A 14529-nucleotide genomic window follows, 5' to 3' on the forward strand; every position below is an offset into this window, starting at 1 on the left:
GCAATTGCCACAGAATTATCGTTTTCACATTAAATACCGTTCCCTATGACAAATTACTCAAAAAATTAGTCGTTCCATTACGTCTTAGGTGTAGGATTCCGGTTTTTGAAGGAAAGGATGCTTCTATGTTAAATCGCGATTTTGATCACCTATCCACCCTCGCACACCACTTTTTTGAACGTGAAGATATTCGCCAAAAGCTCAATATCATCGATCAGTACAACATCTCCGGTTGGGAAGTCTGGATGCAGATAGAATTTGCCAATCTGCTGGCTTCGACGGGTCATGAATGGTGGCGTGAACAAACTCTTGCTTGCGATCTCCGGAAAAATCCACAGCGTTTGTCAGTGCGTGCAGATTTCTTGTTGCGGAAAAAAGGCTGGACGCAAGATAGCTACATTGCGCTTGAACTCAAACAGAACCAGGATCCGACAAGCTGCGTCAGAAATATGATTGCTGATTTGGTTAAAAGCGCAAAAATCAAACGTTCGGAATTAGAGCTGCGTAGCTTCTGGACGCTGGGGGTAACGCCCCGCATAGATAAAGAGCGTCTCGATGAACTCATTGACTACTATCTGGATGAAAAATATTACCTGACTAAATCACGTAAGAAACATGTGTTGCTCAGAGACATCGAACATACGCCTTACTGTTATATCGTAATCTGAGTCTCTCAGTGAGGTGCTTTGTCAGTGGGAAAACACGGCATGTAGGCAGGCAAACGCTATAATGCCGTGATCTCAATCACATAAATTTCCCCGTTCTCCCCGCAGTTTACCGCTCACTGACACTTGGGACCGCTTAAGCTGACATACAACCGCTCACTTATTTACCTTACTTTACGCGCGTAATTCTCTGGCAAGATCCCCCCAACATAGCAGTCAAATAACCTCCTCAAACACAAGATCAAACCCACGCGGCTTCGGCCAATTATTAATTAGATACCAGGTTTTACTATGGATACGAAAAAGATATTCAAGCACATACCCTGGGTGATTCTCGGAATCATCGGTGCATTCTGCCTCTCGGTAGTGGCATTACGTCGGGGTGAACACATTAGTGCCCTGTGGATCGTGGTCGCCTCAGTTTCTGTTTATCTGGTGGCCTATCGTTACTACAGCCTGTACATCGCCCAAAAGGTGATGAAACTTGACCCAACGCGTGCCACGCCGGCGGTCATCAACAATGACGGTCTGAACTACGTTCCAACCAACCGTAACGTCTTGTTTGGTCACCACTTTGCCGCTATCGCAGGTGCAGGTCCGCTGGTTGGGCCGGTACTGGCCGCGCAGATGGGCTACCTGCCCGGTACGCTGTGGCTGCTGGCAGGCGTCGTGCTGGCCGGTGCGGTACAGGACTTCATGGTGCTGTTTATCTCTTCCCGCCGTAACGGCGCATCTCTGGGTGAGATGATCAAAGAAGAGATGGGCCCGATCCCGGGAACCATTGCGCTGTTCGGCTGCTTCTTAATCATGATCATCATCCTCGCAGTACTGGCGTTGATCGTAGTGAAAGCGCTGGCAGAAAGCCCGTGGGGTGTGTTCACCGTCTGCTCAACCGTACCTATCGCGTTGTTCATGGGGATCTACATGCGATTCCTGCGACCGGGACGCGTGGGCGAAGTGTCGGTGATTGGTATTGTGCTGCTGGTAGCTTCTATCTACTTCGGCGGCGTGATTGCGCACGACCCGTACTGGGGCCCGGCGCTGACCTTTAAAGACACCACTATTACCTTTACCCTGATCGGCTACGCATTTATCTCTGCGCTGCTGCCGGTATGGCTGATCCTCGCCCCGCGCGACTATCTGGCTACCTTCCTGAAAATCGGCGTTATCGTCGGTCTGGCGGTGGGGATTGTTATCCTCAACCCGGAACTGAAAATGCCAGCGATGACCCAGTACGTTGATGGTACCGGTCCGCTGTGGAAAGGCGCTCTGTTCCCGTTCCTGTTCATCACCATCGCGTGTGGTGCGGTATCTGGCTTCCACGCGCTGATTGCTTCCGGTACCACACCGAAGCTGCTGGCCTGTGAAACCGATGCGCGCTTTATCGGTTACGGCGCGATGCTGATGGAATCCTTCGTCGCAATTATGGCGCTGGTTGCCGCGTCTATCATCGAACCAGGTCTGTACTTCGCGATGAACACCCCGCCTGCGGGCCTTGGCATCACCATGCCGAACCTGCATGAAATGAGCGGCGAAAACGCACCGCTGATTATGGCGCAGTTGAAAGACGTCACCGCACATGCGGCAGCGACCGTCAGCTCCTGGGGCTTCGTCATTTCGCCTGAGCAGATCCTGCAAACCGCGAAAGACATCGGTGAACCGTCCGTTCTGAACCGAGCAGGTGGCGCACCGACGCTGGCCGTTGGTATCGCTCACGTATTCCACAAAGTGCTGCCGATGGCTGATATGGGCTTCTGGTACCACTTCGGTATTCTTTTTGAAGCGCTGTTCATCCTGACCGCACTGGATGCCGGTACCCGTTCTGGCCGCTTTATGCTGCAGGATTTACTGGGTAACTTCGTGCCGTTCCTGAAGAAAACCGATTCTCTGGTTGCGGGTATCATCGGTACTGCGGGCTGCGTAGGCCTGTGGGGTTACCTGCTGTATCAAGGCGTTGTTGACCCGCTGGGCGGCGTTAAGAGCCTGTGGCCGCTGTTCGGTATCTCTAACCAGATGCTGGCTGCCGTGGCACTGGTTCTCGGCACCGTGGTACTGGTTAAAATGCAGCGCACCAAATACATCTGGGTTACCGTTGTTCCGGCAGTATGGCTGCTTATCTGCACCACCTGGGCGCTGGGTCTGAAACTGTTCAGCACCAACCCGCAGATGGAAGGCTTCTTCTTCATGGCGAATCAGTACAAAGAGAAGATTGCTAACGGCGGCGAACTGACCGCTCAGCAGATTGCCAACATGAACCACATCGTCGTCAACAACTACACCAACGCAGGTCTGAGTATTCTGTTCCTGGTGGTGGTGTACAGCATCATTTTCTACGGGTTCCGTACCTGGCAGAAAGCCCGCGCCATCAACGGTCGCTCTGATAAAGAGACGCCGTATGTACCGGTGCCGGAAGGCGGCGTGAAGACCTCTTCACACCACTAACCTGAAGCCGGGTGGCGAACTGCGCTCCCGGCCTACAAAGTAAAGTTAACGTAGGCCGGATCAGGCGCAAGCCGCCATCCGGCTTTATTCATTAACAGGGCGTTCCATGTTTGGTACTTTAGGTCAGGCAAAAAAATATCTCGGTCAGGCGGCGAAAATGCTGATTGGTATTCCGGACTACGACAACTACGTCGAGCACATGAAGACCAACCATCCCGATAAGCCGTACATGACCTACGAAGAATTCTTCCGCGAGCGCCAGGAAGCCCGCTACGGTAGCGGCGGAAGCAGTTGCTGTTAGAAGGAGAAGTGAATGACCCCGATTGCAGTTACCCTACTCACCGGTTTTCTTGGCGCGGGTAAAACCACCCTGCTGCGCCATATTCTCCACGAGCAGCACGGTTACAAGATTGCCGTTATCGAAAACGAATTCGGCGAAGTCTCGGTGGACGATCAGCTGATTGGCGATCGCGCCACGCAGATCAAAACCCTGACCAACGGCTGCATTTGCTGTACCCGCTCCAGTGAGCTGGAAGACGCACTGTTAGACCTGCTCGATAACCTCGACAAAGGCGCCATCAATTTCGACCGTCTGGTGATCGAATGCACCGGCATGGCCGATCCCGGCCCGATCATCCAGACCTTTTTCTCCCATGAAGTGATTTGCGAACGCTACCTGCTGGACGGCGTAATTGCGCTGGTTGACGCGGTACATGCCGACGAGCAGATGAACCAGTTCACCATCGCCCAGTCGCAGGTCGGCTACGCCGACCGGATCCTGCTGACCAAAACCGACGTCGCGGGTGAAAGCGAAAAACTGCGTGAGCGCCTGTCGCGCATCAACGCCCGTGCGCCGATTTACACCGTGACGCATGGCGATATCGACCTCGCGCAATTGTTCGACACCAACGGTTTTATGCTGGAAGAGAACGTGGTCAGCGCCAAACCGCGCTTCCACTTTATCGCCGACAAGCAAAACGATATCTCCTCGATCGTCGTCGAGCTGGATTACCCGGTAAACATCAGCGACGTGTCGCGAGTGATGGAAAACCTGCTGCTGGAATCCGCCGAGAAGCTGCTGCGCTACAAAGGTATGCTGTGGATTGAAGGCGAGCCAAACCGCCTGCTGTTCCAGGGCGTCCAGCGCCTGTACAGCGCCGACTGGGACCGCCCGTGGGGCGACGAAACACCGCACAGCCTGCTGGTGTTTATCGGCATTAACCTGCCGGAAGACGAGATCAGAGCTGCGTTTGCGGGATTGAAGAAGTAATCCCCTGCTGAATTGCCCGGTGGCGCTACGCTTACCGGGCCTACTAATGGCACTTTCCCGTAGGCCGGATAAGGCGCAGCCGCCATCCGGCACTTGCCCCACTCACTCGGTAATCACAAATCGCGTCGCGGCAAAGCAGTTCAACACCCGGTGTACCAGGAATACCATGGTGAGCGTTGCCACCAGAGCGACGGTGACGGAGGTGATACGGTACAGATCGCTGAATACCAGGTCCTGATCCGGGTGCAGGTTCTGGCCAAACATAATGCCGATAGTGGTGATGCTAGCAAAACCCACGCCCGCCCCGACTTTTTCCATTACGTGCAGGCGGGCGCTGAACGCCAGCCCGAGGCCAATCAGCGGCATCATCAGCAGCATATGGTTGCTGAAATCATAGATAAGCAGCTGCACCAGCAGAATATACAGGCAGGCCAGCACCACGCCGACCACGCGCCAAATCGAGCTGATCACCGCGCCGCGGTAGTGCATCGGAAACAGGATCAAAATGCCGGCCATCAGCGCCGACAGCGAATCACTCAAATCGCAGATCTGGAAGACCACAAAAATCATCGTCGCCACCGTACCGGAAAGCAGCGATTCATGGCGCACCCGGGCGGCATCTTTCTCAATGCGCGGCGGCGGCTGGCGAGGTTCTACGTCCGGGATCAGATAATGCAGCAGCGCGCTCAGCGCCACTGCCATGACGCAGGCTTCCATATTGGAGAACATCAGCGTATGCCAGTTGGTGGTGGGATAACTCATAAAGTTGAGCATCGTGCTCTGGCACACCACGCCCATCGAACCGAGCAGAAACAGCGGGCCTTTGCTCATAAAACGAAAGCGCATCACGTACAGGCCGAACACCACCAGCGTCATGATCAGCGGCCACTGCGAGAGATAACCGACAATCAGCACCATTTCAACGTAGTTCACCGCCGCGCTGAACACAAACTGTGTTGCCACATGGCGGTTGAATACTGGCACCAGCGACAGCAGCATCAGCGGATAAACCACAAAAAATACGCCGTACTGCACGTTGTAGAATGTCGAGATACTCAGCGCGATTGTCCCGGCAACGGAGATACGCAGGGTCTGGCGAAAATCATTGGCGGTATAGACAATATTCCCGTGCGGCGTAAAGACGTGGGCCAGCGTGTTAATAGACATAATGCAGCCAACTAACGAGGTGGATCTGCGCCCCGGCAAAGGTGCGGGCGAACATCCCCTCGCTGTTATACAGCTGTACCGTGGCGCGCGCCCCGGTCGGTAACGGCGTGTCGAGCGGTTCGTTCAGCGCGACGTGAATGCGCATACGCTGGGCATCGCGCACCCAGCGGGTGGACTGTTCCGGCTGCGACAGCTGGCCGTTAACCTGCTCCTGACCCGCCAGAATACCGGCATCGCTGCTGGTAACGCGAGCAGAGAAAACCTTGCCCGGCATGGCATCGAACACCACGGCGGCATCGGTATTTACCCGAGTGTGACGCAGGCTTTTCTCGCGAAAGTCAGCCACGATATCGGTCTGATGGCTGACCAGCGCCAGTAGCGGCGTGGCGGCGGTGGCGTAAAGTCCGGGGCTAAGCTGGAGATTGCTCACCGTACCGTCGGTCTGGGCATATACTTTGCTCCAGCCGAGGTTCAGTTGCGCCTCTTCCAGCGCGTTACGGTATTTTTGCAGCGTCACGTTACGCTTGTCATCGCGCTCGCCGCGCTGGATCAGCAGGTTCTGAATACTGGCATTCAGCGCCGCCACCGACTGCTCGCTGGTCTGCCAGGCGGTACGCACCTTGTCGAGATCGGATTGCGACACGTTCTGCATGGCGCTCAGGCGCTGATAGCGATCAAGGGTGGTCTTATCGTTATGGGCGTTGAATTGCGCGGTGCGCAGGTTGGCGCGCGCGGAAGCTATCTGCGCATCCAGCTGTTGATTGCTCAGCTTCGCCTGCTCAAGGGCGATTTGCGCAGCCTCGACCTTATTGATAAACGGCGTCGGATCCAGTTCGTACAGCAAATCGCCCTTCTTCACCTGGCTATTATTGTGTACATGCACCTGCGAGACGTAGCCGGAAACGCGTGAGGAAACGGGCGTTACCACACGCATCACCGTGGAGTCCGGCGTCAGCGGGATCCAGATATCAGCAACGATAAACCAGGCGAATATTACCAGGAAAGCGGCAATACTCACCCTTACCCAACGGGCAAATTTTTGTTCTGGGGTCATCATATTTTTTAGTGTTGATTGTCTTCTTCGCGGATTGTCCGCAGATTGCAGGCGATTTGATTGAGCGTGGCGCTGAAGGAAGCGAGTTCCGCCTCAGGGATGGTGCAGGTGACGCGATGTTGGTATGTCTCTATCACCCGGTTGAGTTCGTCCAGCCTTAAGCGGCCTTGCGCGGTCAGCGTTAGCAGGCGGATACGTTTGTCATAAGGCGATGTGGAACGCAGCAGATACCCCTGCTTTTCCAGCTGTGAGAGGGTGCGCATCAGCGGAGGCAATTCAATGCCCTGCATTTGTGCCAGTTCGCTGATCGAGACGTTGTCTCCCAGTTGATACAGCTGCATCAGTACCGTCCAGCTGGACTGCGTCAGGCCAGTATCGGTGATGGCAGCATCAATAATGGCCCGCCACTGGCGCACCACCATTGCCATGCGCATTCCCATTGGTCGGCGGGCAAACAATTCATCTTCAGTCATCTTATTTTCCCCTCATCGCTGAAAAGAAAATAATACTTATCAGGATAAGTATCAAGGAACAGGCTATCCAGAAGCATGAATTGATAAATATCGTGAATATAAAAGAGGCCGGGACGATAACCCCAGCCTCAGTCAATAAAAGAAAATCACTCCACCTGATCGCGTCGCAGCCCGACGTCCCGCAGCCGCTCATCACTCATCTGTTGCAATACGCGCCGCGTTTGCGCTCGCAGCCGCCACGCCTTGTATGCCCGCCAGATCAGTACAAACCCAATAAACGGCTGTTTTGCTTTATTCTCGTGAAATTCCATACCTTGCCTCCCCGCCTTGCCAGAGGCTTTATCTTCACGGATCTGGCCTAAAACAATACAGACTCACAAAGTACTTTTATTTAACATACAGATTGGTTAAAAAGAGTTCTGCATCGCTTTTTTCACACCAATCTGTACTAATTTTTTAATCTGTATGGTACCCATGAGGGATACAGCATGACGCGTTACCAACATCTGGCCAATCTGCTGGCCGAACGCATTGAGCAAGGGCTGTATCGCCATGGCGAAAAACTGCCCTCGGTTCGCAGCCTGAGCCAGGAGCATGGGGTCAGCATCAGCACCGTCCAGCAGGCGTATCAGACGCTGGAACAGCGCCAGCTGATCACGCCCCAACCACGTTCCGGTTATTTTGTCGCGCCACAAAAAGCGCAGCCACCCGTGCCACCGATGTCGCGTCCGGTACAGCGTCCGGTCGAAATCACCCAGTGGGATCAGGTGCTGGATATGCTAAAGGGCAACGCGGACAAATCGATAATTCCGTTTAGCAGCGGCGTGCCCGACATTGATCAACCGAGCCTGAAGCCGTTGTGGCGCGAGCTCAGCCGCGTGGCTCAGCATAATCTGCGCGCGATACTGGGCTACGATGAAATATCCGGATGCCGTGAACTGCGTCAGCAGATTGCACGGCTGATGCTGGACGGCGGTTCAGTGGTCAATGCAGACGATATTGTGATCACCAGCGGCAGTCAGAGCGGAATGTCGCTGGCGCTGCTGACGGTCTGCCAGCCCGGAGATATTGTCGCCGTTGAATCACCGGCCTACTACGGCACGATGCAGCTACTGCGCGGCTTAGGGATCAAGGTGATTGAGATCCCAACCGATCCGGATACCGGGATCAGCATTGAAGCGCTGGAGCTGGCGCTGGATCAGTGGCCGATCAAAGGTATGCTGCTGGTTCCAAACTGCAACAATCCGCTCGGATTTATTATGCCGGATGCGCGTAAACGGGCGGTGCTCGCCCTCGCCCAACGGCACGATATTGTGATTTTTGAAGACGATGTGTATGGCGAACTGGCCACAGAGTATCCCCGCCCGCGCACGATCCACTCCTGGGACAGCGACGGTCGGGTAATACTCTGCAGTTCGTTTACCAAATCCGTCGCCCCCGGTCTGCGTGTGGGTTGGGTGGTGCCCGGTCGCTATTACAACAAACTGCTGCACATGAAGTACGCCGTCATTGGAACTAACGTTCCCGCTACGCAACTGGCAGCGGCTTCCTTTGTGCGCGAAGGTCATTATCATCGGCATATCCGGCGTATGCGCCAGATTTATCAGCGCAATATGGAAATCTACACCTGCTGGGTACGGGAATACTTTCCCTGCGGGATCTGCATCACCCGACCAAAAGGCGGCTTTATGCTGTGGGTCGAGCTACCGCTCCAGGTCGATATGGTCTGTGTCGCTAAGCAGCTTTGTCGCCTGAAAATCCAGGTTGCGCCGGGTTCGCTGTTCTCCGCATCGGGGAAGTATCGCAACTGTGTGCGCATCAACTGCGCATTGCCGCCAAACGATAAGCATCGGGAAGTAATGCAGAAGCTCGGAGAGGCGGTAAAAACGGCAATAGAGTAGATCGAGCTGCCCGGCGCTTCCGGGCAGGCAATTAGGCAGTTTAAGCTATATCTAATGTCTTAAACCCTGAATATCTTCAGCGGAAAGTCGGGTGATTTTTTGTACCGTGCTGATATCGATGCCATCTGCCAGCATGGTGCGGGCAATACGCAGTGCCTCATCACGTCGCCCCTCTCGAAGCCCTTCCAGCCTGCCTTTTTGTAGTCCTGCCTCATGTAATCTGTCCGCGATCGTCATCAATTGCTCCTTGTGCTGCGGTGAACGTTCGGCAACCCCGCGAATAAACTCACTGAATCGAGGTGCATCGCCAGTTCGTAAAATATAATTAAACAGTGTCTTTATCTGGCTGTCATTAGTCAGTCCGGTAAGTAGCAGGGAAACAATTTGCTCAACCAATCCCATAAGATCGCGTTGACGGATATGTTTTTGGATTAACTCCAGCAGCGCCATACGTCGATGCTGCACAATTTCGTCATCCGGAATAACCGTAATATCCACCAGCGGAAACGCCGCAGCATACAGCTGACGAGCCAGCTTCGGGTTGGCAAACTCATCCAGCCAGCACAGCGAATAAGGGTACGGGCTTTTAGCGCCGTGATAAAACAGCATCGGCACCACCAGCGGCAACTGCTGATGCCCGGCATCTAAATGTTTCTGCATGGCCGCTACCGCATAGCGCATCAGTCTGAATGCCATATGCGCATCCGGTGTGCTTTGGTGTTCAATCACTACATAAATATATCCATCCCCATCCGTCGTTTTCACCGACCACAGCACATCGGAATAGTACGCACGTAAATTCTCTTCGATAAAACTGTCTGACTCGAGTTTAAGCGTCCGAAGATCGCAAAGCTCGCGCAGCGAAGCGGGAAGATGTATTTGTAGGAAATCCCGTGCAGTCTCAGGGTGACGTAAAAATGTTTTAAAAACCGCATCATGCGGTGTTGAAGCGGAAGCTTTGTTCATGGCGATCCTTCACCTGAAAATAAGATGCCATGACTGTAGCGCCGGAAAACCACATCCTCACCTGCAACTTTCTCTCTTTGCGAGGCGATTTCCGGGATAACAACGCCCTTATGTAACGTCTACATTTGTCTGGAACACGTCACGCAGAATCGCCATCTCAATGCGCATTCCCACTTTTTCACCTCCCGGCCTGTGCTATAACAAACCATCACTTTCAGGGAGGACACGATGTGACGCATACCCGAGATATTCCACAATCGTTCTGGCGTGATGAGCAGTTGCCGTGGCTGGAGCTGCGCAGCACCTGGCAGAGCCAGCAGGCCTATAAGCGGCATCACCACTCTCAGCTCTCGATTGGGGCAATTCTCGAGGGGGAAACGTGCTGTCTGTGCGATGGCGAGGAATACCATCTGCAGGTGGGCGATCTGATTGTGATACCGCCGCTGGCACCTCACAGCTGTAATCCTGTGAACGGACAGTTTCGCAGCTATCATATGCTTTATCTTGATGCCCAGTGGTGTCTTGCTAATCTGCCTGCACAGAACACCAATCAGCGGCTTTGCACGCCTGCTCCCGTTATCCGCGATGCGCAATTATTCCAGCGTTATATGCACCTTGTGACGCTCATGCCGCAACGCCAAACCGCGCAAATAACGGATGCCGCACAAGCATTGCTGCACACGCTGCCGTTGCAGTCGGTCACACAAGACAACCTAAGCGCAACCAGCCAGTATCTGCGCGAACGGTTGCAGTCCAGCCTGCTCGCGCCGCCCTCGCTCGATGAGCTGGCACATGAGTGTCATATGCGTAAAGAGACGCTGATCCGTACCTTTAAGCAAGATACCGGGCTGACGCCAGGAAGTTATCTGAACATCATACGGATTGACTATGCTCGCCAGCGGCTACGGGCCGGGGACGAAATTGCCGATGTCGGATACCAGAGCGGGTTTGCCGACCAGAGCCATTTCCATCGCACCTTTGTTCGCTACACCGCCGCCACACCGCGCCAGTACGCGTTGGGACGATCAATATCAGACAATAATTAGCGCTGCGTCAGGCGTACGGTGCTCTCAGATTCATTCTCTGAGGTCGCTATGTCGCTGCTTTCTGTACTTTTTCCTTCTGCTTTTCCCGCGCTGGCGCTGGCGCATTTCGTCGCATTGCTTAGCCCCGGGCCGGACTTCTTTTTACTGGTCGGTTACGCCGCACGATACCGGATGCGCGGCAGCGCCGGGTTGTGCGTGGGGATCGCTTTCGGCAACGGGCTGTATGTTCTGCTGGCAATTATCGGTTGGGGGATCCTGCGCCAGCTTCCCCTGTTGTTAACGGTTATTGAGCTGCTGGGCGCGCTTTATTTATTGTGGATTGGCAGCCTGCTGGTACGCAGCCGCCCGCAAACGCTGACCGGAACAGACACCCAGTCTACCTGTCCAGGATTTGGCAAACAGCTACTGCTGGGATTGGGTTCGTCACTGCTCAACCCAAAAAATGCGCTGTTCTATCTGGCGCTAATGACCGCCCTGCTCGGCCCGTCGGTGACGCTGCTGCAGCAAACCATGAGCGGGATCTGGATGACCAGCGTAGTGCTGTGCTGGGATCTGCTGATCGTGATGTTCATCGGTTTACCGCAGATCCAGCGACGGTTATCCAGAGGGATATTATGGGTGGAACGTATCGCTGGGGGTGTATTGATTATCTTCGGTTGTGCCATCGCGCTGCGATTTTTGCCGAGCATCGTAGTCTGATTTCCAGGGTGATTTTCTGCACATAAACCGGATAAACTCGTTTAATTAATATCCAATCCGCATTACACTGCGGATGGTTATTACCCGTTCAACTTACTCTTCCTGAGGTGCGATGTGCTGATTGTTACCTGTAATCGTTACGTTTTCTGACCCCGCGTCAGTGAGCGTATCTTCTGTTTGCGCTTCGCGCAGACAGCGTTTTTGATTACATGAAATTCAGTACATTTGCAGTCTGCTTTTTTCTGTCATCGGTCTGACGTCTCAAAGACGGTATTGAATTTCGCTATTCCCGTTGAGGGTTTTCTCCCGACAAGGAGCTGTTTTATGCAACGGATTCTCGCGTTTTTCTCCCAACGCGCCACAACGCTATTTTTTCCTGTCGCGTTGATTTTATATGACTTCGCCGCCTATCTGTCGACGGACCTGATCCAGCCTGGCATCATCAATGTGGTACGTGATTTCAACGCCGATGTTAGCCTGGCACCCGCTGCGGTGAGCCTCTATCTGGCGGGCGGCATGGCGCTGCAATGGCTGCTGGGGCCGCTTTCCGACCGAATTGGCCGTCGACCCGTGCTGATTGCGGGGGCGTTAATCTTTACCCTCGCCTGCGCTGCCACGCTGTTCACCACCTCAATGACGCAATTTTTGGTAGCCCGATTTGTGCAGGGCACCAGCATCTGCTTTATCGCGACCGTTGGCTATGTCACGGTGCAGGAGGCGTTTGGGCAAACGAAGGCCATTAAGTTAATGGCGATAATCACTTCCATTGTGTTGGTTGCACCGGTTATCGGCCCGCTCTCCGGGGCCGCGCTGATGCACTTTGTACACTGGAAGATCCTGTTTGCCATCATTGCCGTCATGGGGCTTATCGCCCTGATTGGGTTAATGTTAGCCATGCCGGAAACCGTCCAGCGCGGCACGGTGCCGTTCAGTGCCCGCGGCGTAGTGCGTGATTTCCGCGACGTTTTCCGCAACCGGGTGTTCCTGTTTGGCGCAGCCACGCTGTCGTTAAGCTATATCCCGATGATGAGCTGGGTGGCGGTCTCACCGGTTATTCTGATCGATGCTGGCGGCATGACCACATCGGAGTTTGCCTGGGCACAGGCCCCGGTGTTCGGCGCAGTTATCATCGCCAATATGGTGGTGGTTCGTTTCGTGAAAGATCCGACCCAACCACGCTTCATCTGGCGGGCCGCACCTATACAGCTGAGCGGGCTGGCAGTGCTGATTGTCGGCAATTTACTGTGGCCGCACGTCTGGCTGTGGTCGGTGCTGGGGACCAGCCTGTATGCGTTTGGTATTGGGATGATCTTCCCAACGCTGTTCCGCTTTACACTGTTTTCCAACAACTTACCGAAGGGTACGGTTTCCGCATCGTTGAATATGGTGATCCTGACGGTGATGGCGGTTTCTGTCGAAATTGGGCGCTGGCTATGGTTTAACGGCGGCAGGATTTCGTTTCATCTGCTGGCGGTTGCGGCAGGGCTCACTGTCGTGTTCACGCTGGCAGGTTTACTCAAACGGGTACGCCAGCATGAGGCAACGACGTTAGCCACTGAAAACTAACCTGCCCGCTTATCCGGCCTACGACAACTATGTAGGCCGGATAAGCGCTTGCGCCGCATCCGGCTACGCTCACCTCACCTTACGCAATGCGTGCAAATCCCGCTTCCAGATCGGCAATCAGGTCGTCGATATCCTCAAGGCCGATATGCACCCTGACCAGCGTACCGCTGAAATCCACCTCTCCAGCCGGGCGAATGCTGTTTAGCTCTTCCGGCTGGTTCGCCAGAATGAGCGATTCAAATCCGCCCCACGAATAGGCCATATGGAACAGCGAGAAGTTATCGAGGAAATTCGCCATCTGTTCGTCGGTCAATCTCTTTTTCAGCACAAACGAGAACAGGCCTGAGCTTCCGATAAAATCACGCTGAAAATACTCATGGCCCGGACATTCCGGTAATGCCGGATGATTCACCCGTGCCACTTCCGGCCTTGCCGACAGCCAGCGGGCAATATGGATGCTGCTCTCCTGATGCTGCTTAAGGCGTACCGCCAGGGTGCGCAATCCGCGGCTGCCATTGTAGGCCGTATCGGCGTCCAGCGTTTGCCCCATCAGATAGGAGTTCTCGCGCAGACGATCCCAACAACGGGCGTTCGACACCGCCGTGCCCAGCATGCCGTCCGAATGACCGATGGTGTACTTCGTTCCCGCCTGAATGGAAATATCCACGCCATAATCCAGCGCTTTGAACAGCACGCCCGCCGCCCAGGTGTTGTCGATCATAATAACAATCTCCGGATTCACCGCGCGGATAGCCTTCACCATCCCCGGCACGTCCTGGACTTCCATGGTGATAGAACTTGGTGACTCAAGGAATACCACCTTCGTTTCCGGACGCAGAAGATCGACGATACCTGCACCAATCAGCGGATCGTAATACGTTGTTTCCACGTTGAATTTACTCAGGATCTTATTGCAAAAATCCTGGGTTGGTTCATAGGCCGCACCCGTCATCAGAATATGATCACCACCCTGAACAAACGCCAGAATCGCGTTTGTCACCGCCGCAGCGCCGCAAGGGTACAGCGCGCAGCCAACGCCGCCTTCCAGCTCGCTCATTGCCTTCTGAAAGGCAAAGTGGGTGTAGGTTCCGCGACGACCGTAAAACAGCTCGCCGTTAGCGCGATTGGCGGTGGCAAATTTCTTGTCCTTCACGGTATCAAATACCAGTGAAGAGGCGCGTTGGATAACCGGATTCACCGCTCCCTGGGTGTAGCGTTTGTCACGACCAGCAACAACCAGGTGCGTTTCAAGCTTCATTGCGTCTTTCATAACATCTCCT

Annotated in this window: 14 protein-coding genes; 8 read left to right on the forward strand and 6 right to left on the reverse strand. The window is 54.4% G+C overall.

Annotated elements, in window-relative coordinates; genetic code table 11:
- Nucleotides 1–125 precede the first annotated feature (125 nt).
- The 4 genes from OGY71_RS21995 (at nt 126) to yjiA (ending at nt 4377) form a co-directional block, all read left to right on the forward strand.
- A complete protein-coding gene (locus OGY71_RS21995) occupies nt 126–668 on the forward strand; it encodes a hypothetical protein (protein ID WP_003830032.1) in 543 nt (180 codons plus the stop codon).
- 288 nt (nt 669–956) lie between these two features.
- On the forward strand, nt 957–3107 hold the full coding sequence (btsT, locus tag OGY71_RS22000) for a pyruvate/proton symporter BtsT (RefSeq protein ID WP_003830033.1): 2151 nt from the start codon (nt 957–959) through the stop codon (nt 3105–3107).
- Between the two features lie 106 nt (nt 3108–3213).
- The gene (locus OGY71_RS22005; RefSeq protein WP_003830038.1) at nt 3214–3408 is read left to right on the forward strand and encodes a YbdD/YjiX family protein; all 195 of its coding nucleotides are present in this window, start codon (nt 3214–3216) and stop codon (nt 3406–3408) included.
- A 12-nt stretch (nt 3409–3420) separates the two neighbouring features.
- Nucleotides 3421–4377 carry a GTPase gene (gene yjiA, locus OGY71_RS22010; RefSeq protein ID WP_286613724.1) on the forward strand — a complete coding sequence of 319 codons (957 nt, stop codon included), beginning with the start codon at nt 3421–3423 and terminating at the stop codon, nt 4375–4377.
- Between the two features lie 102 nt (nt 4378–4479).
- Here yjiA and OGY71_RS22015 read toward each other — a convergent pair whose 3' ends face one another.
- The 4 genes from OGY71_RS22015 to OGY71_RS22030 form a co-directional block, all read right to left on the reverse strand.
- Complete coding sequence (locus OGY71_RS22015) at nt 4480–5544, reverse strand: DUF2955 domain-containing protein (protein ID WP_164563161.1); 1065 nt, start codon at nt 5542–5544, stop codon at nt 4480–4482.
- Nucleotides 5534–6601 carry an HlyD family secretion protein gene (locus OGY71_RS22020; protein ID WP_149281679.1) on the reverse strand — a complete coding sequence of 356 codons (1068 nt, stop codon included), beginning with the start codon at nt 6599–6601 and terminating at the stop codon, nt 5534–5536. Before OGY71_RS22020 ends, OGY71_RS22015 begins: the two co-directional genes overlap by 11 nt.
- A gap of 5 nt (nt 6602–6606) precedes the next feature.
- Nucleotides 6607–7071 carry a MarR family winged helix-turn-helix transcriptional regulator gene (locus OGY71_RS22025; protein WP_164563162.1) on the reverse strand — a complete coding sequence of 155 codons (465 nt, stop codon included), beginning with the start codon at nt 7069–7071 and terminating at the stop codon, nt 6607–6609.
- A 146-nt stretch (nt 7072–7217) separates the two neighbouring features.
- Nucleotides 7218–7382 carry a DUF1127 domain-containing protein gene (locus OGY71_RS22030; RefSeq protein ID WP_008786105.1) on the reverse strand — a complete coding sequence of 55 codons (165 nt, stop codon included), beginning with the start codon at nt 7380–7382 and terminating at the stop codon, nt 7218–7220.
- Between the two features lie 177 nt (nt 7383–7559).
- Between OGY71_RS22030 and OGY71_RS22035 the strand changes: the two genes are divergently transcribed.
- Entirely contained in the window at nt 7560–8972 is a 1413-nt protein-coding gene (locus tag OGY71_RS22035) for an aminotransferase-like domain-containing protein (protein WP_164563163.1), read from the forward strand.
- 51 nt (nt 8973–9023) lie between these two features.
- Here the strand turns inward: OGY71_RS22035 and OGY71_RS22040 are convergent, their stop codons facing one another.
- Nucleotides 9024–9938, reverse strand: coding sequence for an Rpn family recombination-promoting nuclease/putative transposase (locus OGY71_RS22040; protein WP_286613725.1), 915 nt, complete (start codon nt 9936–9938; stop codon nt 9024–9026).
- Nucleotides 9939–10168: 230 nt separating this feature from the next.
- Between OGY71_RS22040 and OGY71_RS22045 the strand changes: the two genes are divergently transcribed.
- From OGY71_RS22045 to mdtM, 3 genes are all read left to right on the forward strand, one after another.
- On the forward strand, nt 10169–10984 hold the full coding sequence (locus OGY71_RS22045; RefSeq protein WP_126957763.1) for a helix-turn-helix transcriptional regulator: 816 nt from the start codon (nt 10169–10171) through the stop codon (nt 10982–10984).
- A gap of 48 nt (nt 10985–11032) precedes the next feature.
- Nucleotides 11033–11683 carry a LysE family translocator gene (locus OGY71_RS22050; RefSeq protein WP_286605958.1) on the forward strand — a complete coding sequence of 217 codons (651 nt, stop codon included), beginning with the start codon at nt 11033–11035 and terminating at the stop codon, nt 11681–11683.
- A gap of 324 nt (nt 11684–12007) precedes the next feature.
- On the forward strand, nt 12008–13249 hold the full coding sequence (gene mdtM / locus OGY71_RS22055) for a multidrug efflux MFS transporter MdtM (protein ID WP_063941055.1): 1242 nt from the start codon (nt 12008–12010) through the stop codon (nt 13247–13249).
- A 79-nt stretch (nt 13250–13328) separates the two neighbouring features.
- On the opposite strand, the gene metC is transcribed toward mdtM, so the two are convergent.
- The gene (gene metC / locus OGY71_RS22060; RefSeq protein ID WP_003830063.1) at nt 13329–14519 is read right to left on the reverse strand and encodes a cystathionine beta-lyase; all 1191 of its coding nucleotides are present in this window, start codon (nt 14517–14519) and stop codon (nt 13329–13331) included.
- Nucleotides 14520–14529 lie beyond the last annotated feature (10 nt).

This window comes from Citrobacter sp. Cpo109 (assembly GCF_030332565.1).
GTDB lineage: Bacteria > Pseudomonadota > Gammaproteobacteria > Enterobacterales > Enterobacteriaceae > Citrobacter > Citrobacter portucalensis.